Below are 26,415 nucleotides of genomic sequence, written 5' to 3'. Positions count from 1 at the left end.
TCTTTGCATAAGTTTATCGCTCAAATTTAGTCAAACCGTTTGCCGTTGACGTATAAAATTTTATTGTCAACGCGATTTCGAAGCAATATTTATGTCATAAAATGTTTTTTTTTGGCATAAGATGCATTATAATATTATAATCTATTATGAAATATTTTTCAAAACGCTAATTTTATGACGGGGAATTATAGTTAAATGAATATTGCAATTGTTGACGATCTGCGTTCTGATGCGGATCAGCTGAGAACTATTCTGATGAGTTACGCTTATGAGAACTCACTCGATCTTTCTATCGAAGTCTTTTCGGGAGGCGAAGATTTTCTTTCCGAGTATAAAAAATATAATTACACTTTGATCTTCATGGATATTTATATGAATGGCATTTCAGGAATCGAAACTGCCCAAAAAATACGAGAAACCGATACCGATACCGCTATCATCTTTCTTACAAGCAGCAATGAATTCATGCCGGAAGCATTTAGTATCCATGCCTATGATTACATTTCAAAACCTGCCGAGATTGGCAAGCTCTATAAGGTTATGGATGATTTCCTTAAGAAAAAAACAATGGCCGAAGATGTTCCGTACCTTTTCTTTACTTATGAAAAAGATAAAGTATCCGTGCCCTATTCAGATATCGCACTTATAAGATCCATCGGCCACTACAACGAGATTGTCTTAAAGAATCAGAGGACATATAAAGTCAGAATGACTTTTTCAAGAATCTCGGACATTCTGACCGAAGACATCAGATTTCTTCCTGTCATGAGAGGAATCCTGGTAAATATGGACTATATCACTTCCTTAAAAAACGGAAGCTGTTTTATAGCCGGTGACATGCAGACTCCCATCACGCTCAGAAAAGAAAAACAGCTTGAGCAGATCTGGAAGAATTATATCTTTAATAAAATTAGAAATGAAAGTGAAGTTATCTGATGAACGCCTTTAATTTTTTGAATATGTTTTTTTCAAACCTCATTCTTATCCCGGCACTTATCATGTGCTACCTGCCGTTTAAGAATCATCTGAAGTACCGAACCAAACCGCTTTTTATCGGAATGAGCGCCATAATAGTAATCCTGTCCGCGCTGTTTTCGTTTATTACACTTACACTTGATGCAGATAAAGCTTTTACATTTCTTTTATTGGTTTTTATCTTGTATTTTATCTATGAGCAAACTCTTGTTGCAGATCTTGCAAAATCCCTTGCGATCTACCTTTGGATGTGTGCCTTGATGTCGATAATAATAAACGGAGTCTACGGATACGATGCAATTGTCAATCCCGCATCCAATTCCGACACATATAATATAGAAACAACATTTATCCGTGTTACCATAAGCTTCTTCATCGTTGCTATCTTCTGGTCTCCTCTTTACGATCACGGAAGCAACCTTGTTGATATGCTCACAATTCCTAAGATATGGATTATAACAATGCCCGTATCCATCATATTCGTGGCTATCAGTTTACTTATAATGCCCGGCAAATACAGTTCTCTCTACGTTGATGATATATTTGCCACTTATTGGGGACTTCTTATAGGAATGTTCTTTGTCTTCATTATTCTTACTATCATTTTTTACAACATAGTATTTGAGATAATGAACGCAGTTAAATATGAAGAGAAATATCATATCCTGCAGATGAAAGAAGCTCAGTACTTAAGTCAGCAGAGCTATATTGAGAATACAGCAAGGGTAAGACACGATTTCAAGCATACCATCTGCCTGCTCGATTCTCTTGCAAACAGCGGTGACATAAGGTCTATCAGAGAGTACCTCAGCAATTACATCAGTAATATGCCCGAAAGCGAGATCAGATATTACTGCAAGAACAATTCGCTCAACGCACTCCTCAATCACTATATGAGACAATGCAAAAGTGAAAAGATACAGTTTAACTGCAAAGTTACTCTTCCGGTAAAAGAAATATCGATATCAACCATAGATCTTTGCAATATAATAGGAAATCTTTTGGAAAATGCCGTTCTTGCCTGCAGGGAACTTCCCGAGGAAGACAGAAAGATAGATATCAAGATCCTTGAAAGAAACATGAGTAACCTTTATATAGTTACGACCAACAGCTTCAACGGCTTTGTTAAGCAAAAAAATAACACCTATATCACCACCAGACGCGCCGGCAGTGGTATAGGCTTAAAATCAATCAAGTCTGCAGCTGAAACCTATGGTGGTTCAGCAGATTTCAGAAACAGTGAAAACGAGTTTTACTCAAACATCACCATTCCGTTCAGTGCAGTCAAATAATTCTTAAAAATCATTAGTTCTTAAAGCTATGTACGGGGGCGGGAATTCTTCCGCCTCTGTTTACGAAAGCGTCGCAAGAGAATCCGTTTACAGGCATAATAGGTGCATATCCCAAAAGTCCGCCAAATTCAACAGTCTCTCCCACTCCCTTTCCGATAACGGGAATAAGTCTTACTGCAGTAGTCTTCTGGTTGATCATTCCGATTGCCATTTCATCCGCAATAACTCCGGCGATGGTTGTATCCTTTGTATCTCCGGGAATCGCGATCATATCAAGACCAACAGAGCATACGCATGTCATTGCTTCAAGCTTTTCAAGTGTAAGCGCTCCCGCTTCAACGGCGTTGATCATTCCCTGATCTTCACTTACAGGAATAAATGCTCCCGAAAGTCCGCCAACGTAAGAAGAAGCCATAACACCGCCTTTTTTAACCTGGTCGTTAAGAAGTGCAAGAGCTGCCGTTGTTCCGGGCGCACCTGCATGCTCAACTCCTATCTCATGAAGAATATCGGCAACGCTGTCTCCGATAGCAGGTGTGGGTGCAAGTGAAAGGTCGATTATTCCAAAAGGAACGCCAAGTCTCTTTGATGCTTCCCTTGCAACGAGCTGACCAACTCTTGTAACCTTAAATGCTGTCTTCTTTATAGTCTCGCAGAGAATCTCAAAATTCTCTCCTCTTACTTTTTCAAGTGCAGTCTTAACAACACCGGGTCCGCTGACACCGACATTGATAATTCTGTCTGCCTCCGTAACGCCGTGGAATGCTCCCGCCATGAACGGGTTGTCATCAGGCGCATTGCAGAATACTACGAGCTTTGCGCATCCAAGAGAATCATTCTCTTTGGTTGCTTCAGCAGTATCTTTTATAATTGTTCCCATAAGACGAACAGCATCCATGTTGATACCTGTCTTGGTTGAACCTACATTGATTGATGAACAAACAAGATCTGTCTGAGAAAGAGCAAGCGGAATTGACTCAATGAGAAGTCTGTCTGCCTGTGTCATTCCCTTACTTACAAGCGCTGAATATCCTCCGATAAAGTTTACTCCGATTTTCTTTGCAACTTCATCAAGAGTCTTTGCTATCTCCGCAAAATCTTCTTTTGTCTTACAAGCTGCCCCACCGACAAGAGCGATAGGTGTAACGGAAACTCTTTTGTTTACGATAGGAATACCGAACTCTCTTGAGATCTGGTCTCCGGTCCGAACAAGGTCTTTTGCAGACTCATAAATCTTATTGTATATATTCTTCTTGAGAGTTTCGAGATCTGAATCGATACAGTCAAGAAGGCTGATACCCATTGTAATTGTTCTTACATCGAGATTTTCCTTCTCGATCATTTCATTGGTCTCGATGACTTCTTTAGTGTTTATCATTAGGTTGTCTCCTTAAATTCTATGCATGGAATCAAAAATTTCTTCTCTCTGACATTTAATTACAACACCGATATCTTTACCAATTTTCTCAAGATCATCGGCAACAGTGTTGAAATCTTTTGATGTCCCTTCCATAGATGCGATCATCATCATATTAAAATATCCGCTTACGATAGTCTGAGAGATATCGAGGATATTGATCCCTGAATCTGCAAGATAAGTACATACCTTAGCAATAATTCCCACTGTGTCTTTACCAACAACTGTAATAATAATCTTGTTCATATTTCCTCCACTTATTTAAAATTCGATAACAGGCGAAAGCTCTGCTCTGTTTGCAACCATTAAAGGGAAATCTCCGCTTGAATACGGATTGTCTCCCATATCTATCTCGACGCTGACCGTCTTATAGGCAAGATCCGGATGATTATTATCCTTGGAAAGGTGCCCAAGGAACACACCTTTTATCTTATCGTTCAAGATCTTACAAAGAAGTTCTGCACTCTTTGCATTTGAAAGATGCCCCTTATCGCCCAAAATTCTTTTTTTGAGCATGTAAGGATAACGCCCCGCCTGAAGCATCCTCTCATCATGATTGGCTTCAATAAGGAGCGCATCACAACCGGAGAGGCTTTCAACGGTGTAATCCGTATAGCAGCCAAGATCGGTCGCAACTCCTATCTTTTTATCCCCGCAGTAAATTCTGTATCCGCAGGGATCAAGAGCATCGTGTGAAATTGTCATGGGATTGATTATCATATCTCCGACACACAGACTCTTATCCGCTTGAACCGGACAGAATACGGAACCTGTCATCTCATTCTTTTTATCACTGTTTCTTATTCCCTGTATTGTGCCTTCAGTGGCGTAAACCGGTATGTTATGCTTCTTAAGTATCGTATGAAGAGCAGCTATATGATCAACATGTTCATGTGTCACAAAAATCGCATCGAGGTCGTCAAAGCACAGATCAAGCTTATTAAGTCCTTCCCCTATTCTCTTCATACTGATTCCTGCATCGATCAGGATGTGAGTGTTGTCAGATCCGACATAGGTACAGTTACCACTGCTTCCACTGGCAATACTGGTAAAACGCATCAAATAGTCCCCTTACTTCCAATATACTTCTATCTTGTCGCCTTCATGGATAGACTGCAAGTAATCGGGAGTCTTTCCGTTTAAGGTCGTAACGATTGCCCTACCGTTTGGCTTGGTAAGGTCGAAATCAATGGAATCAAATATGTCAACAAACACGTACTCAGGCTTACCGTGAAGTGTAACGGCATCGTTGTTCACCATAATATGAAGGTCTCTTGCAAGAATATTTTTTACAGACTCTTCGCTTCTGTGGTACTCTCCGTCATCATCGGGAAGATCCTCATATCCCATCTCATCGCTTCTGCCTTCGAACTTCCTGATATCATAATCATCGCTTTCGTAGGCTTCTTCATTGGCCTGGCTTACAGCAACTTCATCTGCATCAGGGAAATCTCTGTAATATTCCATGATAGCTTCTTCTCTGTCCTTGAACTCCACTTTGAAATTCTCATAGACAGGAGTAGTCTTATCGCCGTGTTCATTATTTACGATTATATACGTATCTTCAGTAATTTCAATATCCATTAGAGCCGCAACCTGCTCAACGGTATTGTAATCAAGTATCTGAATGTCATCGCCGTTCTTAATGCTGTAAAGGGCAGTCTGAGGCTCTCCGTTTACAGTTGCGAATCTTGATGCCTCAACATTTACGCCATTTACATTCACCATGAATTTAGTCTTAAATTCAGGAATGTTCTCAATAACAGCTTTTCCTGGTTCACCCGCGGTTGAAGGTGTAACCTCTATGATATCGTTTGCACGAATCTTGGAGTGAATGTCCGCACTCTTTCCGTTAAGGCTGATAACTGCTGCCTCGCCGGGCTCACCTCTTGCAACTCTCTCTTTTCCGTTAACGAGATATCTAAGTTCCTGTCCTCTCTTGGGGAAAAGATCTTCATTCTGGAATGAAGCCTGCATAGCCGCATCAATGATCTGAAGTTTGCCGTTATCGTAGATTCTTGTCTGTTCGCCGTTGAATGAAACAAAGATAATATTGTTTGCTTCTTCATAGTAGCTGATACAGATACCAAGCGGTGTTACAAGGAGTGAATCTCTCTCGATACCGTCATTATTAAGGAAAGTAATGCTCTTCATTACCTCCTCACCACGAAGGGCAACACGCTCTTCGGGAATATCCATTTCTCTGGCAATAGCCTTGGTATATCCGGGCACGCATCCACCGCCACCTACTACGAATACAGCGCTTACGGGCTTATCACCGTTAAGTCTTTTGATCTCTTCTGCTGCCTTTTTTGCCATCATATCAACCTGAGGTCTTATGATCTTGGCAATGTCCTTGGCTGTTATGGTCTTACGAAGACCCATGATATCAATGAAATCAACTCTGTCGTTGTGACTTGCCGCGATCTTGATCTCGTCGGCCTGATTAAAGTCAACAAGGCAGTGCTGAGCTATAATCTCTGTAATATCATCACCGGCTATAGGAAGCATACCGTAAGCCGTGATAGAACCGTCGTTGGTTACACAGATATCGGATGTACCCGCACCAACGTCAACAAGTGCAAGATTGAGCATTCTGAATCTGTCGGGAATCGCAACCATCATAGCTGCAATAGGCTCCAGAGTCAGGTTTGCAACACTAAGCCCCGCTCTCTCGCACGCTTTGTAAAGTCCGTCTACGCAATCATCCGGAAGGAATGTAGCGATAAGCTCAACGCTTACCTTACCAGCATTATGACCTTCAAGATTAGCGATCTGATATCCATCAAGATAATAATGCATTACGGAATATCCAACCAGATAGAACTTAAGATCTGATGTGTTCTTCTGAAGGAATTCCGAATAAGCCTGCTGAACCGCAGCAGAATCAAGGTTATATATATCTTCATCCGTAATATCATGTGATTCCGGATACTCATACTCATATGTAGTTCTGACAGTACGAAGAACTCGTCCGGCAGCCGCTATGCAAACATCAGTAAGATGTATGTCGGTCTGCTGCTCAAGCTTTTCTTTGACAACTCTTATAGTAGCGCCAACCTTACCGATGTCGTGAATCTGTCCGTCAAGCATAGCTCTTGTTTGGTGTTTCTCAACCGCCTGCGCAATAACATTAAACTGTCCGTCATTCATGTATCCGACAGTTCCCACCACGCTTCTTGTTCCGATATCAAGACCAAATACTACTTTCTGATCTGTCTGTTCCAAACTTGCCATCATTCTCTCCACTCTCCAAGTTTCTTGTTAATTTGTTCCGATGCTGCTTCTAAATCTCTGCTATTATCAATCACAAAATCCGCATTTAGTCTGTATGTCTCATCATCAAGCTGCTGAGCAAATATTCCGTCAATCTTTTCGTCTGAATAGCTTCTTGTGTCTTTGAGCCTGTCTCTTCTGGTATCTTCATCGGCATAGATATACCAAAGCTCATCGACAATATTTTTATATCCGTTTTCGATCAAAAGAGCCGCTTCAACAAAAACAAAATCGATTCTGTTTCTGAGTTTCTCTTCATCTATTATATTAATAATAAATGTATTTACTGCAGGATGCAAAATTTTATTCACTTTTTCAAGTTTTTTTGCATCTTTAAAGATCGCATTTGCCATTTTGGCCTTATCAATCTCGCCGTCATCGCCAAGAATTTCCTGCCCGAGAACTCTCACAAGCTCGTCATATGCGGGATACCCCTTCTTCTTGATCTCATTTGCAACGTCATCCGAATAGACAACCTTGCAGTTATAGTTATCATTTATGTATTTAAGTACGGTGCTCTTGCCGGCTCCAACGCCGCCCGTAACACCTATAATATTTGTTTTTCCTTTTTGTAGTTTATTCTGCATCTTACTTTGATTCATACCAGTCGTTTCCGATATGGCAGTCAACTTCCATTGGAACCGAAAGATCTGCCGCACTCTCCATCTCTTGTGTAAGTATATTTGTTACTGTATCTTTCTCATCAGGTGCCGTCTCGATCACAAGTTCATCGTGAATCTGAAGTATCAGCCTTGATTTAAGCTTCTCTCTTTTTATCCTGAAAAAGACATTTATCATGGCTATCTTCATAATATCCGCAGCGGTTCCCTGAATAGGAGCATTCATCGCAACTCTCTCACCAAACTGTCTTAAGTTAAAGTTAGATGCTTTGAGCTCGGGGATAGGGCGCTTTCTTCCAAAGAGTGTGTCGCTCACGCCTGTTTCCTTGGCACTTGCGATCACTTTGTCCTGATATTCCTTCACACCGGGATAAGTCTCAAAATATTTGTCCATATACTCTTTTGCTTCGCTTCTTGAAATGGACAAGTCCTGGGACAAACCAAAAGAGCTGATTCCGTATACGATACCGAAGTTAACAGCCTTGGCGTTTCGCCTCTGAAGCGGTGTTACATCCTCAAACGGTACATGGAAGACCTTTGATGCCGTAATCCTGTGAATATCTTCGCCCTCGTGGTATGCCTCGATAAGCCCCTTATCTTCCGACATGTGAGCGAGTATCCTAAGCTCGATCTGGGAATAATCCGCATCTGCGAAAACATATCCGTCTTTCGGAACAAAGACCTTACGGATAAGCCTTCCCTCTTCAGTCCTCATGGGGATGTTCTGAAGGTTCGGTTCTGTAGAACTGATTCTTCCCGTCGCTGTAATTGTCTGATTAAAGCTTGTATGTATCCTTCCGTCGCTGTCGATATAAGCCGCAAGCCCGTCAGCGTATGTTGACTTTAATTTCGCAAGCCCTCTGTATTCGAGAATGTCCGCAACGATCTTATTATCGGGAGCCAGCTTCTCAAGTACGTCAGCCGCTGTTGAATATCCGGACTTTGTCTTCTTCTCAGCAGGAAGTCCGAGTTTTTCAAAAAGAACTTCTCCAAGCTGCTTGGGACTGTTTATATTAAACTCGCATCCCGCAGCCTCATATATTGCCTTTTCAAGCTCTGCAATCCTGACCGCAAGCTTGTCCGAATATGCTTTGAGCTCATCTTTCCTTGCTATGATACCTTCTTTTTCCATTGCAAAGAGTATGTATGAAAGAGGCATCTCAATATAGTAAAAGAGATTCTCCATGCCGGCTTTTGCAAGCTTTTCTCTTATAAGAGGAGCCGAAGCCTTGCATATATAAGCCGATTTGCATGCGTAGTCCGCAATTTTGTACGCATCCGCTTCTTTAACACTCATCTTACCGAACACGTCACTTCTTTTATCAAAAGGAATCTTTAAATATTCTTTGGAAATATCTTCGATTGCGTAGTCGTTCTTGATAGGATTACACAGATAAGCTCCTATCAGAGTATCAAAGCACTTCGGTGAAGTAAGATAGCTTGTATCTTCCGCATCATACCCTGATGTCCTGTCGCTTATCTCATAAGGTTCGAAAATGTCATATCCGTCCTTAATGTCAAATGTCACAAGCGCGCAGTCTTTACTCAGCTCTGCAAGCTTATTTCCGATATAAGACTCTGAAATGAAGTTCTCTACAGGAATATATACAGCACTCTTTTCATCAAAGCAAAGTGCGATACCGACTGTATCTTTTTTCTTGGAAGATGTATCTTTATTTCCCTCTCTCATGAGGAAATATCCGATATAATTATCCTTGCTCTTAGCGCCGTACTCATGCGCATTCTTGAAAATCTCCTCAACCTCGTTAAGATCCGAAGTCTTAATAATATTAAGTTCAAACTGTGGAGTCTTGATTACCTTACCTGTGGGCGACAGCTTTACAAGTTCGCTTTCAAGATATGCAATAAGTTCAGACGAGCCGGCCGCTCCCTTTGATACATCCAGAAGTTCGGGTACTCCGGCATTTGATAGAATATCTTTAAACCTGTCTGTCTGATAGAGAACCGCAGGTGTATATTCAGATTCATTATCTTTTTCAAAAGAAAAAGCAAAAAGAGCGTCTTCACTTCCGGGAAGCATGCTCTTTAACTTATATATTGCACCGTAAACGCCACTGATGCGATTTCCCTCAGCATCGGAAAAATCGGGCATGGCGTAGAATGCATCCTTTATAAAATTTGTAGCGTCAATAACGTGAATACTCAATGACTTTTTTCCCCAACATAGTGCTTATTTTGTGATCTTATAGTAAACCCGTTCCTATCTTTTTTCATAAAAACAGTGCGAGAAAAAGTGCTGTTCCTCCGAGAGCAAGAACCACAGCCTGCAAAAGATAGCTTGATAGCACCAGATATTTCCTGGTTGTCAGTCTTTTATTTGCATCAAGTAAAAGAGCATCAAGTTCATTTCGAAGATTGAAGGTATTACCGTCTTCAAGCCTCTTCATACCGACCTTAACCAAAAACTGAATGGTCAGTTCTTCCTTACATCCGGGACAAGTCTCAACATGACTGAGAAATTCGGAAAGTTCACGGTTATCAAGATCATCGTCTAAAAATAATGGAATAAGTTTATCCGCTTCTTTACAGTTCATGTTCGGCTCCGCATAACAAATATCAAAAATTCCAATATGTTGTATAACATAATGTACTCTCAACAGCCATTTCTACAACATAAAGAATACTACAAACAAATTTCATTTACAATGATTTAAATAACGGCAACAATAGACAGGCTCTTGTTTGATGAAAGATCTACATAGTTCTCTCCGCACTTTACAACAGGACGCGAAAGGTGCTCTGCGTTGACAAATATGATCTCGCCCGTCTGGCCCGTATTAAGCATAACTCTGTTGGCAATGAATGTATTTGCGATATTGCCAAGGAATGTCATGATTACGTTGGGATCGAATTTGTTGATTCCTTCTTTTTCAAACTGTGATATCACGGTAAACGGACATATCGGTGCTCTGTAGGTCCTGCGTGATGTCATCTCATCGTATATATTGGAAACTGTGACGATTGAAACCACCTCATCAATCTTGTCTCCGCTAAGATGAAGCGGATATCCCGATCCATCCTTGAACTCATGATGCATAAGAATGCAGTTCTTTATCCTCTGATCGATATCCTCGTTCTTAACAAGCTCATATCCCTTGGTTACGTGATCTCTCATAACGCGCTCTTCATATTCTGTAAGAGCCGCTTTCTTGTTAAGAAGTTCCGAAGGCATAAGCATCTTGCCTATGTCATGAAGAAGTCCGCCTGCTGTTACAACCTGAACCACATCCTCAGGAAGTCTCATCCATGTTGCAAGCGTGTTGCTTATAAGAGAGACATTCAAGCTGTGCATGAATACCGCATCGCTGTTATCTCTAAGATTATGGAGCATATCGAACACTCCTGCCGTGCCGCCAGCCTCAACAAAGAGATGGAAAACTGGTTCTGTAAGCTTCTCTACGTCAAGAGGCGCTCCGTCATTAGCGATCATCTTAAAAGATTCTTCGAGTTTTTTGGCTTTCTCTTCTATGTCGCGCTTAAATCTGATGAACCCTTCAGAATTCTTGAGTTTTTCTGAGTATGATAAAAAGTCCTCAGGATTTGTTTCTTCTTTTTCCGTACGTTCAACCGGCTTGTCGTCTTCAACAAAGATGTTATAAAGGGAATGCGACTTGATTCTGAGTATATCCTTCTCATCAAGAACGGTTCCCTTCGCCAGAACAAGTCTGTCGTCAATCGTATATATATTCTCCGAAACAATCAGTCCGGGCACAAGTTTATCAACTGCTAGTAGTTTCATATTATTACACCGCCTCATAAATAGAAATAACCATACCTACGAAATATTATATCAGTAAAAACCTGATTTGTGATAAAATACATTGCGTAAAATTTAGAAAAAAAGAGGTAATTTATGACCAATTTTGAGAAAAAACTATACTGGGAATTAAAAAATGAAGAACATATCATCCAGGATCAATGGATTGACTTTAGAAGAAACGAATACAAACTCCCCGACGGACAGACGATTTCACCCGTATATAACTACTCAAAGCACAGCTTTTCTCTTGTTGTAGCAACCGATAAAGACGGAAAATACATCTGTGTCCGCCAGTACAGACACGGAATCGATGAAATTACTACGGAGTTTCCTGCCGGCGGGATTGAGTATGCGAAGGAAGGGGAAGCTGCAAATATTGAGGATATGGCGAATGCGTCACACAACCGCATGTCTAAGCCACCCATTCAACAAGATAATAATAATAAAGAGCCTATCACCAAAGAAAATATTATCGCATCCGAAGACGAAGCCTTTGAAGCCGCAAAGCGAGAACTCCGCGAAGAGACAGGCTACACCTCAGATAACTGGACACACCTTCTCACAATTCCCGCAAATGCCACAATTTCTAACAGCAATGTGCACATCTACTGTGCCACAGATTGCACACTCTCCGCTTCCCAGGAACTTGACGCAACCGAGTTTCTGAATGTTGTGACTTTAAGTGAAACTGAGCTATTGTCAGCAATCAACGGCGGTGATTTCAAGCAAGCCCTGCACGTGCTTGCGTATTACTTATTCAAAGATAAAGTCATGAAATAAACTTAAAGAAACCATGTTGCACAAATAAAAACCGACAACCACGCGACTTTAAATCAAACTGCGTTGGTTATCGGTTTTAATAATTTAGTGCCGGCAGTGGGACTTGAACCCACACGTGGTTACCCACAACAGATTTTGAGTCTGCATCGTCTGCCATTCCGACATGCCGGCATTCTTTCTGTGCCTGTACTGACGTACAGCTTTATTACTATATCATAGAGAATATTTATAATCAAGAGGCTTATTCATTATTTGTCATAAAAAATCATTATCGATAAGTATCAAAAGCTTGCTCAAACACTAACTTTTTTATCAAAAACAAAAGAACCGCCACTTAAAGCGACGGCTCTCCGTATCATATATATTACTAACACAACTAACTCTCTGCACAACACGATCAGTTCTGAATCGCTTCAACAATCGCCGGAAGAAGCTGCTTCTTTCTCGAAACAACGCCGGGAAGTGTTGCTTTGTCGCCGGAGACGTTTATGCCAAAGGCGCTGTTGATGGTATACTGCGACTTTGCGCCGGTGAAAAGAACTTCAGAAGACTCGTCGATTATGTTGGTAAGCATGAAGAACAGCATGTCGAGGCCATCATCTTCCGCAGCTTTCTTAAGTTCAGGTTCAACCTTGTCTTTTATATCAAGAAGTTCTTCAGAGCTCATTGAGTTGATCTGGCCGATTCCGATGTTCATATCATCGACTGTAAACTTCTTAAAGTCTTGATGAAGAATCTCGCTTGCAGTCTTGCCGCTAAGATTGGATCCCGCATGGAACATCTCTTTTGCAAATCCCTCGTAATCAACGCCCGCTATCGAAGCAAGTTCCTCTCCCGCTTTCTTGTCAATATTAGTACAAGTCGGCGATCTGAACATAAGCGTATCGGAAAGGATTGCAGCAAGAAGAAGTCCCGCTGTAACCTTATCAACATCAACTCCGTACTCTTTGTACATCAGATAAATGATCGTACATGTTGAACCAAGGGGCTGGTTTCTGAAAAATACAGGTCCCGATGTTTCAATCGTGCGAAGCCTGTGATGATCGATAATCTCCAGAATATCCGCAGAATCCGCGCCGTTAACAGCCTGGTTCTTTTCATTGTGATCTACAAGAATGAGCTGCTTCTTTTTCGCACCAAGGAAATTTCTACGGCTGATCATTCCGACATAATGCTCATTCTTATCAAGCACAGGGAAATACCTGTGTCTCATGGAAGCCATAACTTCCTGAATATCTTCGATGTAGTCGTCCATATGGAAGCAGACGACATTATCTCTTTTCATAACGTAGCTTATAGGCATGCTCTGATTTATAAGCCTTGCCACAACAAATGTGTCATGCGGAGTTGTAATAATCTTGGTTCCGTGCTCTCTTGCCTGAGTCCTAATAGTCTTGGCAACATCCGCGCCCTCGCAGACTATGATACATCCGGCATTTAACTCAATCGCACAAAGCTGTGACTCATATCTGTTTCCGAGAATAACAACATCGCCCTCCTCAATGAAATTCTCCATCATATCAGGGCTCGCCGCAGCGATAACAACTTTTCCCTTATCAAGGGTATCTCCGATATCGCCCACGATCAGCTCACCGTCAAGAGTCTCGACAATATTCTGGTACGATGTTTTTGCAGAAGACAAAATCCCGGGATCTATAACATCCATATATGTCTCAACAATATCATTCGTCGTTATTATTCCGCTTACTTCATCATTTTCGGTAACGCACAAAGTCACAACCTCAGCGTCACGCATTTCAGCCCAGGCTTTCTTAAGAGAAAGATCCGCTCCGATTCCGTTGAGCATCCTGATCTCCATGTCTCTTACCTGAGTTCTGACATCCTTAATATAAACAGGAATCTGCACGCCAAAATGAGACAGCACAAACTGCGTCTCTTCGTTTAGGTGCCCCGCTCTTCCTGCAATATACTCATCACCTGTTATCTCGCTCTTAAGTTTCGCATATGTAATCGCAGCACATATAGAATCCGTATCGGGATTCTTGTGTCCGATAACAAAAACAGGTCTCTTTATTTTCTTTTTTGATTTCATATATTCCCCTCATATTTAAAGCATCTATACTAATTCTATTACATTGTTCGAAAAATAACTATAAAATATTGAACCATAGTAAATATGTGCTATTTCAGCTTCTTCGCACAACAATTCCGGTAACAAAACAAGTCATCATCGCAAATCATTGCATCAAACACCACATTTTACGCGAATTGGCTATTGTACAATTCATAATAAAAGCCCTTCTTACCCAGAAGTTCCTCGTGTTTACCCTGCTCAAGGATATGTCCGTCCTTCATAACAAGGATCACGTCCGCTTCGACTATGGTCGAGAGTCTGTGTGCAACGATGAAACTCGTCCTGCCCTTCATCATCTTATTAAACGCCCTCTGTATCCTCATCTCGGTATGCGTATCGATTGAAGAAGTCGCCTCGTCAAGAATCAGCATCGGAGGAATATTGAGCATAACTCTGGTAATGCAAAGAAGCTGTTTCTGACCCTGCGAAAGATTTCCGCCATTCTCCGAAATCACTGTATCATACCCATCAGGAAGCTTCTTTATAAAGCTGTGCGCATGAGTCGCTTTAGCCGCCGCGATTATATCATCATCACTAAAATCTTTTCTTCCGAGAGTAATATTATCCCTGACAGTTCCGTGCCGCAGCCACGTCTCCTGCAAAACCATTCCGAAATTATCTCTAAGATCAAGCCTCTTGATATCCCTGATATCATAGCCGTCAATCTTAACACTTCCCTTGTCAACATCATAGAATCTCATAAGGAGATTAATAAGCGTTGTCTTTCCGCTTCCGGTAGGTCCTACTATCGCAACTCTCTGCCCCTTAACGATACTAAGGTCAAGGTCTTCAATAAGCTTCTTTTTCTTATCGTAGGAAAAAGAAACATCACTTATATCCACAACACCCTCAGCGGTAAACTTCTCCGGAGCCGTCTCTTTATCCTTCTCCTCGCTTTTTTCCTCAATAAGGTCAAAGACACGTCTTGCGCAGGCAAGCGCATTCTGAAGTTCGGTAACAACGCCTGAAATCTCATTAAACGGCTTAGTATACTGATTTGCATAGCTCAAAAAGATCGTAAGTCCACCAACCGTCATTCCGCCGCTGATACAAGCAAACGCACCAAAAAGCGCAACGAAAGCATACACGAGGTTATTGATAAATCTGGTTCCCGGATTGGTTATTGCGGAAACAAAAACCGCTTTAACCGAAGCATCCTCAAGTTTTCCGTTCACCTCATCAAAATACTCCATATTCTCGTCTTCATGAGCAAACGCCTTAACAACCTGAAGATTGCCTATCATCTCGTCAACAAACGAAGTCTGATCTACTCTTGCTTCGCTCTGAAGTTTAAAGAGCTTGAACGACTTATCCGCAATTACTCTCGCAACAATAAGAGATAGCGGCGTAAGAGCAACTACAACTATAGCAATCCTGAAATTCAGATAGAACATGAATACAAGCGTAAAAAGAATAGTCACTATCCCCGTAAAGAGCTGCGTAAAGCCCATAAGAAGCCCGTCCGCAAAAAGATCTATGTCCGCCACTATTCTGCTCACTATTTCGCCCGTCTGTACTTTATCAAGATATTCGAAAGGAAGAATCTGAAGCTTATCGAAAGCCTCCGCCCTAACGTCTCTGACAACCTTAAAAGTGATCGCATTATTTGCTTTGTTCATCACCCACTGGCAGATTGCGGTAAATACGATAGCTGCAAGCATCTTCATAAGAACCGCCATCACTTTGCCAAAATCAACGTCCCCCTTTCCAACCAAAAGATCTATCGCCCCTCCGGCAAGAATAGGAATATAAAGCGCAAGTGCCGCCGTGATAACAGCAAGTATCATTGACAAAAAGACAAGTCCACGGTACTTTCCCGCGTAGTGAAGCACCTTTCTAAGCGTTCCTTTTTTCATACCGCTCCCTCCTTCTTGTACTGAGATTCATATATTTCCTTGTATAAGTCACAAGTTTCAAGGAGCATATCATGCGTTCCCATTCCGACAATCGCGCCATTTTCAAGAACAAGTATCTTGTCACAGTCGTGAACAGCGGACGTTCTCTGAGACACAATAAAAGTAGTCGGTGCATTTTTCATCTCGCCGATTGCTTTTCTCAAGTTCTTATCAGTAAGGAAATCAAGCGCAGAAGCCGAATCATCAAGAATAAGTATCTCAGGTTTTCTTACAAGCGCTCTCGCAATGGTAAGTCTCTGTTTCTGACCGCCTGAGAAGTTCTTTCCTCCCTGCGATACCATATGATCAAGTCCGTTTTCTTTTCCCTTAACAATCTCTTCAGCCTGCGCAATGCGAAGAGCCTCATAAATCTCTTCATCCGTCGCATCATTCTTGCCCCAGCGCATATTGTCCCTGACGGTTCCGTGGAAAAGAACCGCTTTCTGAGGAACGATACCGATTCTCTCTCTAAGGGCATCAAGCTTATATTCTTTGACATTTCTGCCGTCAATTACAACGCTTCCCTCGCGGGCATCATAGAATCTTGGAATAAGATTAATAAGCGTAGACTTTCCGCTACCTGTTCCTCCGATAATTCCGATTCTCTCACCTCTTTTTACCGTGAGATTTATCTTCTCAAGCGAATCCTCACTGTCACCCTCATATCTCATGTACACATCGTTAAACACAACGTGTTCATCCGTTTCATCAAATGTATCAACGTTTCCGTCAGCCATGGAAGACTTAAGCTCGATAAGCTCCTGAACTCTGTTCCCTGATGCGATCGACTTGGTGATGGTAAGAATAAGATTCGCAAGCTTAATAAGCTCTACGAGAATCTGGGACATATAGTTATAAAGCGCAACAACTTCACCCTTTGTCATCTCGCCCGCTTCAACATAAACTCCGCCCTTATAAATTAGGAACAAGAGCGCAATGTTAAGGATTGCAAAAGTAACGGGATTCATAAGCGAAGAAATTCCGCCGACAAAGCTCTGAAGCTCCATAAGCGAATCGTTGCTCTTATGAAATTTATCTTTTTCCTCGTTCTCAAGTCCAAATGCACGGATCACCCTGACTCCCGTATGATTCTCTCTTGTGAGCCTTAATACGGTATCAAGCCTACTCTGAATCTCGCCGTACTTCGGGATGCTCCAACCCATGATCGCGCCGACAACCGCAAAAAGCAGAATTATCGTCACAAGAAAAATAAGCGCCTGCCTGACATCGATCGTAAACGCCATTATCATTGCGCCAAAGACAATAAAAGGCGACCTCAGCAAAAGCCTAATAGTAAGATTAACGCCCTGCTGAACCTGATTTATGTCGCTTGTCATCCTCGTCATCATTGCAGATGTGCCGATCCTGTCCATATCTGAAAACGACAGCGATTGTATATTGTTAAAAAGAGCTCTTTTTACCTTCTTTGCAAAGCCGGCCGCAGCCTTAGCTGCATAGAACTGTGCAGTTATCGCACTTATACATCCGATAACGCACAAAAGGATAAGTATCATGCACATTTTAATTACATATGACTTATCCCCTAATTCAATACCTTTATCTATCATAGCTGCGATGACAAGAGGCACCATAAGTTCAAAAGATGCCTCCAACAGCTTAAACAAAGGTCCTAGCGCTATTTCTTTTTTGTAATCTCTAAGATATACAAGAAGTTTTTTCATTCTTAGATTATTCCTTCTGTTTTATTTTAGTAGTTAATGCGAAGCCCCTTCGGATAGTGGTTCTTGAGCATTCCGCCGGCTTCCTTCGCCCAGCCTATACTATATCCGTCCGTTGTGATAAGACACCATCCCTTATTACCCGTTCGCGATACGCGAAGTGTCTGGCCGTTCAGATACTGTTTGATATTGTCATCATCGGATGCGATCTCATATGACAGTTTAACATCTTCCGGCTTTGAAAACAGTGCCAAAGCATGTGAAGGCTCAAATCTATCCTTCTTAAGAGTTCCCAAATGAAGACCCGGACGTAATACTTTAAGCCCTTCAAAAGATGGCATATCTTTTGGAGCCGCATACATCTGATCTCCGAACATAAATATAACTTTGCCGTCAAAGAGCCTGTCTATAGCATCCTTCGTAATAGTCTCTCTAAGGAAATCATCAAGAATCTTTACCTGTTCTTTCCTTGCAGGCACTATCCTGCCTCCCGGAACATAGCCGTTCTTAACCGAAATATTCTCACCGTCTCTTTTAAGAACGCACAGAAAATGTCCTTCCCCCTTAACTTCATGAGGAAAGAGTCTCTTAGTAAGTTCGCACTTAAAATCATTATGCCTGTTCAAAAACGCTTCAATGTTATCCTCATTCTCTTCCCTTGAGAAAGTACACGTTGAATAGATAAGCGTACCTCCGGGGACAAGCATTGCAGCAGCATTATCAAGTATTTCCGCCTGCCTCTCAGCACAGAGAAGCACATTATCTACGCTCCATTCATCAGCCGCGTTATCATTCTTCCTAAACATACCTTCGCCGGAACATGGAGCATCCACCAATATTTTATCAAAATAACCGTAAAAATAGTCTGCTAAATGTTCAGACGTTTCATTTAAGACCATCGCATTGGAAATGCCAAGTCTCTCTATATTCAAAGACAGTATCTTCGCTCTGTCTTTATTTATCTCGTTTGTAATTAAAAGACCTTTGCCCTCAAGTTTGCATGCAATCTGAGTGGATTTACCACCGGGTGCAGCGCAAAGATCAAGGATTTTCTCCCCGGGCTTTGGGTCAAGGAAATGCACAGGAGCCATTGCACTTGGTTCCTGAATATAATAAAGCCCCGCCTCGTGATACGGATGTTTACCCGGCGCAAAGTCGGCACTGTAATAATACCCCGTTTCTTCCCACGGAACCTGCTCTGTTACACATTCGAGCTTATCAATAAAATCTTCCCGAGCCTTTAAAGTATTGAGCCTTAAAGCATGATATCTGTTATCAGCTTCAAACGCCTCAATAAAACGTTCATAATCTTCATCACCCAGAAGATCTTTCATTCTGTTTTTAAATTCAACAGGCAACATATATATTTAATTCTCCATAAGTGCTCTACTCAAAAAGAGGCTATCTTGCTTTCGCAAAATAGCCTCTCCACTACATTTACCCAATAATGTTCAGAAACAGCATTACTTAGCGTAATCAGTTGCTCTACTCTCTCTGATGATATTAACCTTAATCTGTCCGGGATATTCCATTTCATCCTCAATCTTCTTAGCAATATCACGAGCCATGAGTATCATGTCTGAATCTGAAACCTGCTCAGGAACAACCATTACTCTGACTTCTCTGCCGGCTTGAATAGCGAAGGAGTGATCAACACCCTTAAAGCTATTGGTAATATCTTCGAGTTCTTTAAGTCTAGATGTGTAAGTTTCAAGAGTCTCTCTTCTTGCGCCCGGTCTAGCTGACGAAATTGTATCGGCAGCCTGAACAAGGATAGCAATAAGTGACTGAGGCTCAACATCACCATGATGAGCTTCTACTGCGTTAATAACAGTCTGTGATTCCTTATACTTTTTACAGATATCTACACCAAGCTGAATGTGTGAGCCTTCAAGCTCATGATCAACAGCTTTACCGATATCATGCAAAAGTCCTGCTCTCTTAGCAACTCTGACATCGAGACCCAGTTCCGACGCCAAAAGTCCACATAACTGAGCAACCTCTACAGAATGTTTCAAGCAGTTCTGGCCGTAGCTTGTTCTAAATTTCATACGACCAAGAATCTTGATAACTTCCGGGTGGAGGCCGTGAACACCGGCTTCAATGGCAGCATTTTCACCTTCCTCTTTGATCTTGGCAGCAACTTCTTTCTGTGCCTTTTCAACCATCTCTTCAATCCTAGCGGGATGAATACGACCGTCAACGATCAATTTCTCCAGTGCAATGCGCGCAACCTCACGGCGGATGGGATCAAATCCCGAAATAACTACAGCTTCAGGTGTGTCATCAATAATAAGATCAACACCGGTCATTGTTTCAAGAGTTCTGATATTTCTTCCCTCTCTACCGATGATTCTACCCTTCATCTCATCATTGGGAAGCTGAACAACGGAAATTGTTGTTTCGGAGACGTGATCAGCGGCACAACGCTGAATCGCGTTAACAACGATTTCTTTCGCCTTTTTATCAGCTTCTTCCTTAGCCTCAGCTTCCATGGTTTTAATCATGACAGCTGATTCGTGTTTTACATCATCTTCGACAATTTTCAAAAGATACTCTTTAGCCTGCTCGGAGGTTAAGCCAGAGATTTTCTCAAGTTCCTGTACCCTCTGTTCGTTAAGCTTAGTAACCTCTTCATTCTTCTTGTTTAAAGCGTCCTCTCTCGCATTTAAACTTTGCTCTTTCCTTTCGATCGCTTCAGATCGTTTCTCGACGTTTTCCTCTTTCTGCTGAATACGCCTCTCTGTACGCTGGACTTCATTTCTTCTGTCTCGTACTTCTTTCTCGAGTTCATTACGTGTTTTAAGTGCCTCTTCCTTTACTTCAAGAAGTTTCTCACGCTTCGTTTCTTCGGCAGTCTTGAGTGCTTCGTCAATAATTTTTCTTGCCCTCTCTTCAGCGCTTCCGATTTTTCCCTCTGTTACCTTTTTCTGATAAGCAGAAGAAACAATCCAAGTTAAAATCGCAGAAAGAACAAGAGTTACTGCTGCAACTATAACAGTAGTCATTACAGGAGCACCTCCTTATTCAATTTTCATTGTACAATATTTTGTATAGTGCACAAAAAAAATGCACACTTAAATACAATTTTACAACACTTAAATTTTACATTCTATAAAACGCAGTGTCAAGTTATTCCGCTATCCATAGCCTTTTTAATCATAGAGAGGTCGTACCCTCGCCTCATTAGAAAGGCAATAAGTTTCTGCTTTTCTTTATGGTCAATCGTTTGCGCATCATATTTTTTCTTGATAAGAAGTTGTTTGATCTGAGAAATTTCAGCCTCATCTCCGCACTCAGAATACAGTTCTTCAAGCTTTTGCAGGATAATATCCTTGGAAATCCCCTTATTCATCAGGTCCATTATAATTCTGTTCCTGCTTCGCATTGACATATGATAAGTTATATAGTCACCCGTGTATCTCTCATCATCCACGTATCTGAATGACTTAACATAATCTATCGCAGTATCTATGCACTCCTCCGGATACATACCGTCAGAAAGCTTATCTCTTAGCTGTTTCTCCGTGTAGTCCTTTTTTTGCAATAAATTCATAGCACGGAGCTTCGCCCTTTTGGGCAGAAGTCCGCGCATAATCTCATTGTATTTTTCTTCGGAAAGTTCATTGCCGACTTTAATATCAAAGTCTCTGAGCTCACCGTTGTATAAGACAAAACCAAATTCACCGTCTAGGAATACTTTGGATCTCTTTTTATCCAATGCACATATATCTGAAACGATCATTATTTCGCTGCCTTAGTCTTCTTTGTTGCAGGTTCCTCAGCAGTTTTCTTTGCTGCCGATACATCTACGGGAAGATTGTAATATGCTCTTACCTTAGCATCGATATCTGCAAGAATCTCAGGGTTGTTCTCAAGATAGAGCTTTGCATTCTCACGTCCCTGTCCGATCTTCTCGCCATTGTACTGATACCAGGCACCGCTCTTGTTAACAATATCTACGCTTGCAGCAAGATCAAGGATATCTCCTGTAACAGATATTCCCTTACCGAACATAATGTCAAACTCTGCCTCTTTGAAAGGAGGAGCGATCTTATTCTTAACGACCTTAACCCTTGTTCTGTTACCTGTGTTCTCACCGTTCTGCTTGATTGCTTCAATACGGCGAACATCCATACGAACGGATGAATAGAACTTAAGGGCACGTCCACCTGTTGTAGTCTCGGGATTACCGAACATAATACCAACCTTCTCTCTGAGCTGGTTGATAAAGATTACTGTACAATTTGACTTGCTGATAACCGCAGTAAGCTTACGAAGTGCCTGAGACATAAGTCTTGCCTGAAGTCCGACATGAGAATCTCCCATATCACCATCAATTTCTGCCTTCGGAACAAGCGCAGCAACCGAGTCAACAACAACTATATCAATAGCACCCGAGCGAACCATGGTCTCTGTGATCTCAAGAGCCTGCTCTCCGCTGTCGGGCTGTGAAATATAAAGATTATCTACATCTACACCGATGTTCTTGGCATATACAGGATCAAGTGCATGCTCAGCATCGATAAATCCTGCGATACCGCCTCTCTTCTGAACTTCAGCGATCATGTGAAGAGTAACCGTAGTCTTACCACTTGATTCAGGTCCATATATCTCAACAATTCTTCCCTTGGGAATTCCACCAAGGCCAAGTGCAATATCAAGGCTGAGTGAGCCTGTGGGAATTGTTTCGATATTCATAGTATCTGATGAATCACCTAATTTCATTACAGCACCTTTACCAAACTGCTTCTCAATCTGACCAAGTGCTGCCTCAAGTGCTTTTTGTTTTTCTTCTCTCTCCATACGGGTCTCCTTTTCTAGAACATCTGTTCTAACTAAAATTTATAATAAAACAAACGTTCGTTCTTGTCAATAATTTAATTTTATAATTTTTTATTTTGGAATCTATGGCGAAAATGCCATCATATAAGCTTTTGTCCGGCACAAATACATGACGGAACAAAATATCCCCGAAAACATATACAAGCCATTGTTCACAGACTGAACAATGACTTGTTTACATTATCATATATTGTGATAACAAACAACTTAAGATTTTATGAAGACTATATTTAGTTAATCATGCTAACATCATAACGTCTGCACAATTCACTGTACTCCTGATTGATAAGCTGGACCATATCCTGGTCTCCGCTTATATTGTCAGGATGAAACATTTTCATCAGGTCTTTGTATCTCTTTTTAAGAGCAAGTGCGCTATTGACTCCTCTAAACAGACAATCAACCGCATCATACTCAATTTCACGCTGGTAAGTTCTCTCCCTCTCGAGTCTTACAAACTCACTCTGCAGCTTTTTCTTGTCGCTGTTAAGCTGATCAAAGCCATTATTAAGAATTTTGAGTCTCTGCTCAAACAGTGCCTGATCGTTATCAAGGCGCTTTGTAGCAGTTTCCAACTTTCTCTCTGCCGCATCGACTCTGTTCTTGAATGAAAGCTCATCGGCTTCAAGTCGTGCGTAACGGTCAGAAAGTGAGCTCTCCTGATTCTCGAGTCTTACGCTTTCTTTGAAAAGCCAAAGTCTGAGTTCCGAAAGTTCGTCCTTTGTCCCGTTAAGAATAATGTCTTCAATGTCTCTCTTTTTTTCCATTAGGACCCCCCTAGCCTAAGACTTACTCTCCCTTATTCTTGTTCTCGGGAAAAGCAATGTCTACTGCCGCGTTATCATCCATCATGTTCTCTTCTTTTTTGGAAAAACGATCCACAATATCGGGCACGAGATCCAGAACCTTTGTTACAGCATCTTGGTTCTTGATATTAACTAGTTTAGTAGATCCATCCTTGATCACCAATACGGCACTTGGCGACATCTTTGCACAAAATCCGCCTGCTCCACCGTTCTTCTTGTCCGCATCGCTGGAGCCTGCTCCAACACCGAAAGATACGTCGACAAGTGGTAAGATCACTGTGTCATCAACCTTAGTTGCCTCTCCCACGACAGTTTTTGTCGCAAGAATTGAATTCATACCTTTAAGCAGCGAGTCAACCACGCTGCCAAAATTATTGTCTCCCATTTACTCCTCCGGGTGATAAAGAATTGCCTTATGAATTCATTATCTTCTTGAATCTGTTTATTATTTTTTTTACATCCTTGTTGAAATAGCAAACAGCGACACAATATATAACCGTAAAAACAGTTATATGCCCCTTTAGATCCAGATCCGCACCGAGTGCCCTGTTCTCAAAATCGGGTGTAAACTTAAGCTTGTCATATAAAACAGGATACAAAATTCCGTAAACAGACATAAGTTCCGCCTCAGTAGCGGGATCCCCCATTCCCAGATACAGTTCAATACTGCTCTTGTCGGGAAGAATCATTTTTAAAAGTCGCGCAAGCTTTTCCTTAACAAGACTGTAAGCTCTCTTGAAAATATCATTTTCCAGAGTATTTTTTATCATTCTTATCTTATCACAAACTCTAGATATTGTATATCGATTTTTTTTAAACACATGTTTTGGCTTTTTTATCAGCTCCAAAGCCGTTTCCGCGACTTTTTTCAGTTTGTCGAAAAAAGTGTCTTTATCGTCATCTTCGATATTTTCTTCTGTTATTTCATTATCTTCTTGATAAAATTCCGAAACATTGTTTTCGATATGTTCACCTAAAGATGTATTTTCGTCATTAAAGTTCTCTTTTTTATTAACAAAATTCTCTTTAAAAATAATCTTCTCTTCATTCTTATTTTCTTTATCTTTATTTTTCTTCTCTTTTATCTTTTCCGGCTTTTCTTTTCGCGGAAAAAACTTTATCCCGAATATCCTTATGACAAACTCGGGCCTTTGGGGATACAGGAACTTTCCCGACAGCACATGCAAAAGCCAGGAAAAATTCACGGACAAATACGCTTTATCCTTATCAAATCCCTGCCCTTCCTCAAAGATACTCTTTGGATAATTCCCCTTTATTCTGTATCTGACAGGCACAAAAAGAACCAACAGAACCAGCAATACAGCTATAAGAAGCAGCACAAGCAACACGATGCCGACCACTTTCAATACCGATAAAAAAACCGCCAACATAAACTTCTCCGTTTAATTTATTTTTTGTCCAGATAATCCAAAAGATTCCCGGGCTTCCCCACTTTCTGCGCTTCATCCGAAATTCTTATAACAATATCGAGTGCCTCCGTATAACCTGATGCGATACCGTAGATGTACACCGGATGTTTTCTGTAATAGTCCTGAGATAAAAAAGCATTGTGAATAATCTCAAGCTGATCGATCCCGTTAGTAGCTCTCACAACGCAGAAAATCGTGAGTTGCTTTCTGTTATGGCACAGACGCCACTTAACTAAATTTCTGTTTTTAATGGTATCATCCCAATACAGATTCTTATAAAATTTACAGAATCCATTTTTTATCATAAATATCATAGCTCCCTAAGATAAATAAATTGACCTTAATAACATGAAAAAGTATATTATTATTAAGCGCTATAAATCCTTATTATTTTATCATAAGGGCGGCGTTTATGGAATTATGCACAGGAATGTGTGACGGGAGGTCACTAAAATGAAGTACGTTGCCAGGATGGAATTAAAACCCGGTATGGTAGCCGCAGAAAATATTTTGAATTATAGGAATGAGATAATTGTTGCCGCAAACACGAAGATAGATGCAACGATCATCGAAAGGCTCACCAGACAGTCCATTATGGCTGTACCGATAAAAGAAGAAGCCGACTTTGCTACAACGCACAATGATAAAGTTCGTATTTCAGAAGGTTTTAAAAAATTTGAATCAATATATAATGTTTATTTTCCTGTATTCAAGGGATATGTGATGGGGGCGATCACATCTCATCAGCCTATCATCATGCAGCAGCTCATAGATGTTTACAATTCGGTCATCTCTTCTGTTGCAAGCGGTGAGCAACTCCTTGAATATCTTTATAATCTGACACCTGCGAATGATGAGGATATGATTCTTCATCACTGTTTAAAATCAGCTCTTATTGCGGGCGTTTTCGGATCTTTTATAGACCTTTCCGCCGAAGATCAGCTGCTTTTTATTCAGTGCGCATTTGTTTATGACATAGGTAAATTCAGTATTCCCACTCAGATTCTGACAAAACCGCAGCGTCTTACAAGGGAAGAATATATGATAATCATCCAGCACACCGTTATCGGATATGATTTCCTTAAAAATATGGGGGATTTTAATGAACATGTTTTGAACGCTGCAATGCAACATCACGAAAGATGTGACGGAACAGGCTACCCTGCAGGTCTCCACAGTGACAGTATCGACAGATTTGCCAAGTACATCGCAATCGTCGATTCATATGTTGCGATGACTTCAAAAAGAAATTACAGAAGAAAATTAAATGCATTTCAGATTATTGCAAACTACGAAGCGCAAGGTTTTCATAAATTCGACTACGAAGCACTCAACGCGATTCTTTTGCGCATTGCAAATTCTCAGCTTGGATTTAGCATTAAATTAAATAATGGGAAGAGAGGAACCGTGATCCGTATAAATGAACACGCGCTCTCCCATCCCATAATACTTTTAAATGAAAATAATGCTCCACTCGATCTTTCGATGGATTACAGATTTGCAATTGAAGAAGTTTATTGATGA

Annotated in this window: 23 protein-coding genes and 1 tRNA gene; 4 read left to right on the top strand and 20 right to left on the bottom strand. The window is 41.1% G+C overall.

Annotation, left to right across the window (positions count from 1 at the left end; genetic code table 11):
* Nucleotides 1–195: 195 nt before the first annotated feature.
* Entirely contained in the window at nt 196–936 is a 741-nt protein-coding gene (locus G628_RS0101835; RefSeq protein ID WP_026655005.1) for a LytR/AlgR family response regulator transcription factor, read from the top strand.
* 23 nt (nt 937–959) lie between these two features.
* The gene (locus tag G628_RS0101830) at nt 960–2,267 is read left to right on the top strand and encodes a sensor histidine kinase (protein ID WP_207640452.1); all 1,308 of its coding nucleotides are present in this window, start codon (nt 960–962) and stop codon (nt 2,265–2,267) included.
* A 13-nt stretch (nt 2,268–2,280) separates the two neighbouring features.
* On the opposite strand, the gene G628_RS0101825 is transcribed toward G628_RS0101830, so the two are convergent.
* The 8 genes from G628_RS0101825 to G628_RS17865 form a co-directional block, all read right to left on the bottom strand.
* Nucleotides 2,281–3,645, bottom strand: a complete 1,365-nt coding sequence (locus G628_RS0101825) for a PFL family protein (RefSeq protein ID WP_026655008.1) — start codon at nt 3,643–3,645, stop codon at nt 2,281–2,283.
* 12 nt (nt 3,646–3,657) lie between these two features.
* Complete coding sequence (locus G628_RS0101820) at nt 3,658–3,930, bottom strand: ACT domain-containing protein (protein ID WP_026655009.1); 273 nt, start codon at nt 3,928–3,930, stop codon at nt 3,658–3,660.
* 15 nt (nt 3,931–3,945) lie between these two features.
* Nucleotides 3,946–4,743, bottom strand: coding sequence for an MBL fold metallo-hydrolase (locus tag G628_RS0101815; RefSeq protein ID WP_026655010.1), 798 nt, complete (start codon nt 4,741–4,743; stop codon nt 3,946–3,948).
* 12 nt (nt 4,744–4,755) lie between these two features.
* Nucleotides 4,756–6,924 (bottom strand): cell division protein FtsA, encoded by a 2,169-nt coding sequence (locus G628_RS0101810; protein ID WP_242827150.1) that lies wholly within the window; start codon nt 6,922–6,924, stop codon nt 4,756–4,758.
* Nucleotides 6,921–7,562, bottom strand: coding sequence for a dephospho-CoA kinase (gene coaE / locus G628_RS0101805; RefSeq protein WP_242827149.1), 642 nt, complete (start codon nt 7,560–7,562; stop codon nt 6,921–6,923). The genes G628_RS0101810 and coaE overlap by 4 nt, the downstream gene beginning before the upstream one ends.
* Nucleotides 7,549–9,747, bottom strand: coding sequence for a DNA polymerase I (gene polA, locus G628_RS16125; protein ID WP_027208306.1), 2,199 nt, complete (start codon nt 9,745–9,747; stop codon nt 7,549–7,551). The genes coaE and polA overlap by 14 nt, the downstream gene beginning before the upstream one ends.
* Before the next feature lie 64 nt (nt 9,748–9,811).
* Complete coding sequence (locus G628_RS0101795) at nt 9,812–10,135, bottom strand: zf-HC2 domain-containing protein (protein ID WP_027208305.1); 324 nt, start codon at nt 10,133–10,135, stop codon at nt 9,812–9,814.
* Nucleotides 10,136–10,251: 116 nt separating this feature from the next.
* The gene (locus G628_RS17865) at nt 10,252–11,340 is read right to left on the bottom strand and encodes an HD-GYP domain-containing protein (RefSeq protein ID WP_051198950.1); all 1,089 of its coding nucleotides are present in this window, start codon (nt 11,338–11,340) and stop codon (nt 10,252–10,254) included.
* 114 nt (nt 11,341–11,454) lie between these two features.
* Between G628_RS17865 and G628_RS0101785 the strand changes: the two genes are divergently transcribed.
* Complete coding sequence (locus G628_RS0101785; RefSeq protein WP_027208304.1) at nt 11,455–12,141, top strand: NUDIX hydrolase; 687 nt, start codon at nt 11,455–11,457, stop codon at nt 12,139–12,141.
* Nucleotides 12,142–12,229: 88 nt separating this feature from the next.
* On the opposite strand, the gene G628_RS0101780 is transcribed toward G628_RS0101785, so the two are convergent.
* The 12 genes from G628_RS0101780 to G628_RS0101725 form a co-directional block, all read right to left on the bottom strand.
* Nucleotides 12,230–12,312, bottom strand: a tRNA-Leu gene (locus tag G628_RS0101780).
* A gap of 226 nt (nt 12,313–12,538) precedes the next feature.
* Nucleotides 12,539–14,194 carry a putative manganese-dependent inorganic diphosphatase gene (locus G628_RS0101775; protein ID WP_027208303.1) on the bottom strand — a complete coding sequence of 552 codons (1,656 nt, stop codon included), beginning with the start codon at nt 14,192–14,194 and terminating at the stop codon, nt 12,539–12,541.
* 167 nt (nt 14,195–14,361) lie between these two features.
* Nucleotides 14,362–16,092: an ABC transporter ATP-binding protein gene (locus G628_RS0101770; protein WP_027208302.1), complete on the bottom strand. Its 1,731-nt coding sequence runs from the start codon at nt 16,090–16,092 to the stop codon at nt 14,362–14,364.
* The gene (locus tag G628_RS0101765; RefSeq protein WP_027208301.1) at nt 16,089–17,813 is read right to left on the bottom strand and encodes an ABC transporter ATP-binding protein; all 1,725 of its coding nucleotides are present in this window, start codon (nt 17,811–17,813) and stop codon (nt 16,089–16,091) included. Before G628_RS0101765 ends, G628_RS0101770 begins: the two co-directional genes overlap by 4 nt.
* Nucleotides 17,814–17,839: 26 nt before the next feature.
* Nucleotides 17,840–19,171, bottom strand: coding sequence for an RsmF rRNA methyltransferase first C-terminal domain-containing protein (locus G628_RS0101760; protein ID WP_027208300.1), 1,332 nt, complete (start codon nt 19,169–19,171; stop codon nt 17,840–17,842).
* Between the two features lie 102 nt (nt 19,172–19,273).
* Entirely contained in the window at nt 19,274–20,818 is a 1,545-nt protein-coding gene (gene rny / locus G628_RS0101755; RefSeq protein ID WP_026655030.1) for a ribonuclease Y, read from the bottom strand.
* Between the two features lie 119 nt (nt 20,819–20,937).
* Nucleotides 20,938–21,555 carry a regulatory protein RecX gene (locus G628_RS0101750; protein ID WP_026666682.1) on the bottom strand — a complete coding sequence of 206 codons (618 nt, stop codon included), beginning with the start codon at nt 21,553–21,555 and terminating at the stop codon, nt 20,938–20,940.
* Complete coding sequence (gene recA / locus G628_RS0101745; protein WP_034461987.1) at nt 21,555–22,616, bottom strand: recombinase RecA; 1,062 nt, start codon at nt 22,614–22,616, stop codon at nt 21,555–21,557. The genes G628_RS0101750 and recA overlap by 1 nt, the downstream gene beginning before the upstream one ends.
* Nucleotides 22,617–22,885: 269 nt before the next feature.
* Nucleotides 22,886–23,422, bottom strand: coding sequence for a J domain-containing protein (locus G628_RS0101740; RefSeq protein WP_026655032.1), 537 nt, complete (start codon nt 23,420–23,422; stop codon nt 22,886–22,888).
* Between the two features lie 22 nt (nt 23,423–23,444).
* Nucleotides 23,445–23,846, bottom strand: a complete 402-nt coding sequence (locus G628_RS0101735) for a GerW family sporulation protein (RefSeq protein WP_026655033.1) — start codon at nt 23,844–23,846, stop codon at nt 23,445–23,447.
* A gap of 28 nt (nt 23,847–23,874) precedes the next feature.
* On the bottom strand, nt 23,875–24,852 hold the full coding sequence (locus G628_RS0101730; RefSeq protein WP_026655034.1) for a hypothetical protein: 978 nt from the start codon (nt 24,850–24,852) through the stop codon (nt 23,875–23,877).
* 17 nt (nt 24,853–24,869) lie between these two features.
* Nucleotides 24,870–25,196, bottom strand: coding sequence for a hypothetical protein (locus tag G628_RS0101725; protein ID WP_026655035.1), 327 nt, complete (start codon nt 25,194–25,196; stop codon nt 24,870–24,872).
* 148 nt (nt 25,197–25,344) lie between these two features.
* Here G628_RS0101725 and G628_RS17860 point away from each other — a divergent pair, with 148 nt between their 5' ends.
* Nucleotides 25,345–26,412 (top strand): HD-GYP domain-containing protein, encoded by a 1,068-nt coding sequence (locus G628_RS17860; RefSeq protein ID WP_051198947.1) that lies wholly within the window; start codon nt 25,345–25,347, stop codon nt 26,410–26,412.
* The last annotated feature ends 3 nt before the right edge of the window (nt 26,413–26,415 follow it).

It is taken from the genome of Butyrivibrio hungatei NK4A153, from assembly GCF_000424465.1.
Taxonomy (GTDB): domain Bacteria; phylum Bacillota; class Clostridia; order Lachnospirales; family Lachnospiraceae; genus Butyrivibrio; species Butyrivibrio hungatei_A.
The sequence above is the reverse complement of the archived record's forward strand: the minus strand, read 5'-3'. Positions and strand labels throughout refer to the sequence as shown.

Coding starts and splice junctions, on each gene's coding strand:
- G628_RS17860 (WP_051198947.1), top strand. CDS start 25,345: ATGAAGTACGTTGCCAGGATGGAATTAAAACCCGGTATGGTAGCCGCA.
- G628_RS0101760 (WP_027208300.1), bottom strand. CDS start 19,171: ATGTTGCCTGTTGAATTTAAAAACAGAATGAAAGATCTTCTGGGTGAT.
- G628_RS0101815 (WP_026655010.1), bottom strand. CDS start 4,743: ATGCGTTTTACCAGTATTGCCAGTGGAAGCAGTGGTAACTGTACCTAT.
- G628_RS0101830 (WP_207640452.1), top strand. CDS start 960: ATGTTTTTTTCAAACCTCATTCTTATCCCGGCACTTATCATGTGCTAC.
- G628_RS0101750 (WP_026666682.1), bottom strand. CDS start 21,555: ATGATCGTTTCAGATATATGTGCATTGGATAAAAAGAGATCCAAAGTA.
- coaE (WP_242827149.1), bottom strand. CDS start 7,562: ATGAATCAAAGTAAGATGCAGAATAAACTACAAAAAGGAAAAACAAAT.
- G628_RS0101820 (WP_026655009.1), bottom strand. CDS start 3,930: ATGAACAAGATTATTATTACAGTTGTTGGTAAAGACACAGTGGGAATT.
- rny (WP_026655030.1), bottom strand. CDS start 20,818: ATGACTACTGTTATAGTTGCAGCAGTAACTCTTGTTCTTTCTGCGATT.
- G628_RS0101835 (WP_026655005.1), top strand. CDS start 196: ATGAATATTGCAATTGTTGACGATCTGCGTTCTGATGCGGATCAGCTG.
- G628_RS0101765 (WP_027208301.1), bottom strand. CDS start 17,813: ATGAAAAAACTTCTTGTATATCTTAGAGATTACAAAAAAGAAATAGCG.
- G628_RS0101825 (WP_026655008.1), bottom strand. CDS start 3,645: ATGATAAACACTAAAGAAGTCATCGAGACCAATGAAATGATCGAGAAG.
- G628_RS17865 (WP_051198950.1), bottom strand. CDS start 11,340: ATGAAACTACTAGCAGTTGATAAACTTGTGCCCGGACTGATTGTTTCG.
- G628_RS0101730 (WP_026655034.1), bottom strand. CDS start 24,852: ATGTTGGCGGTTTTTTTATCGGTATTGAAAGTGGTCGGCATCGTGTTG.
- G628_RS0101725 (WP_026655035.1), bottom strand. CDS start 25,196: ATGATAAAAAATGGATTCTGTAAATTTTATAAGAATCTGTATTGGGAT.
- G628_RS0101785 (WP_027208304.1), top strand. CDS start 11,455: ATGACCAATTTTGAGAAAAAACTATACTGGGAATTAAAAAATGAAGAA.
- G628_RS0101770 (WP_027208302.1), bottom strand. CDS start 16,092: ATGAAAAAAGGAACGCTTAGAAAGGTGCTTCACTACGCGGGAAAGTAC.
- recA (WP_034461987.1), bottom strand. CDS start 22,616: ATGGAGAGAGAAGAAAAACAAAAAGCACTTGAGGCAGCACTTGGTCAG.
- G628_RS0101735 (WP_026655033.1), bottom strand. CDS start 23,846: ATGGGAGACAATAATTTTGGCAGCGTGGTTGACTCGCTGCTTAAAGGT.
- G628_RS0101775 (WP_027208303.1), bottom strand. CDS start 14,194: ATGAAATCAAAAAAGAAAATAAAGAGACCTGTTTTTGTTATCGGACAC.
- G628_RS0101740 (WP_026655032.1), bottom strand. CDS start 23,422: ATGGAAAAAAAGAGAGACATTGAAGACATTATTCTTAACGGGACAAAG.
- G628_RS0101795 (WP_027208305.1), bottom strand. CDS start 10,135: ATGAACTGTAAAGAAGCGGATAAACTTATTCCATTATTTTTAGACGAT.
- G628_RS0101810 (WP_242827150.1), bottom strand. CDS start 6,924: ATGATGGCAAGTTTGGAACAGACAGATCAGAAAGTAGTATTTGGTCTT.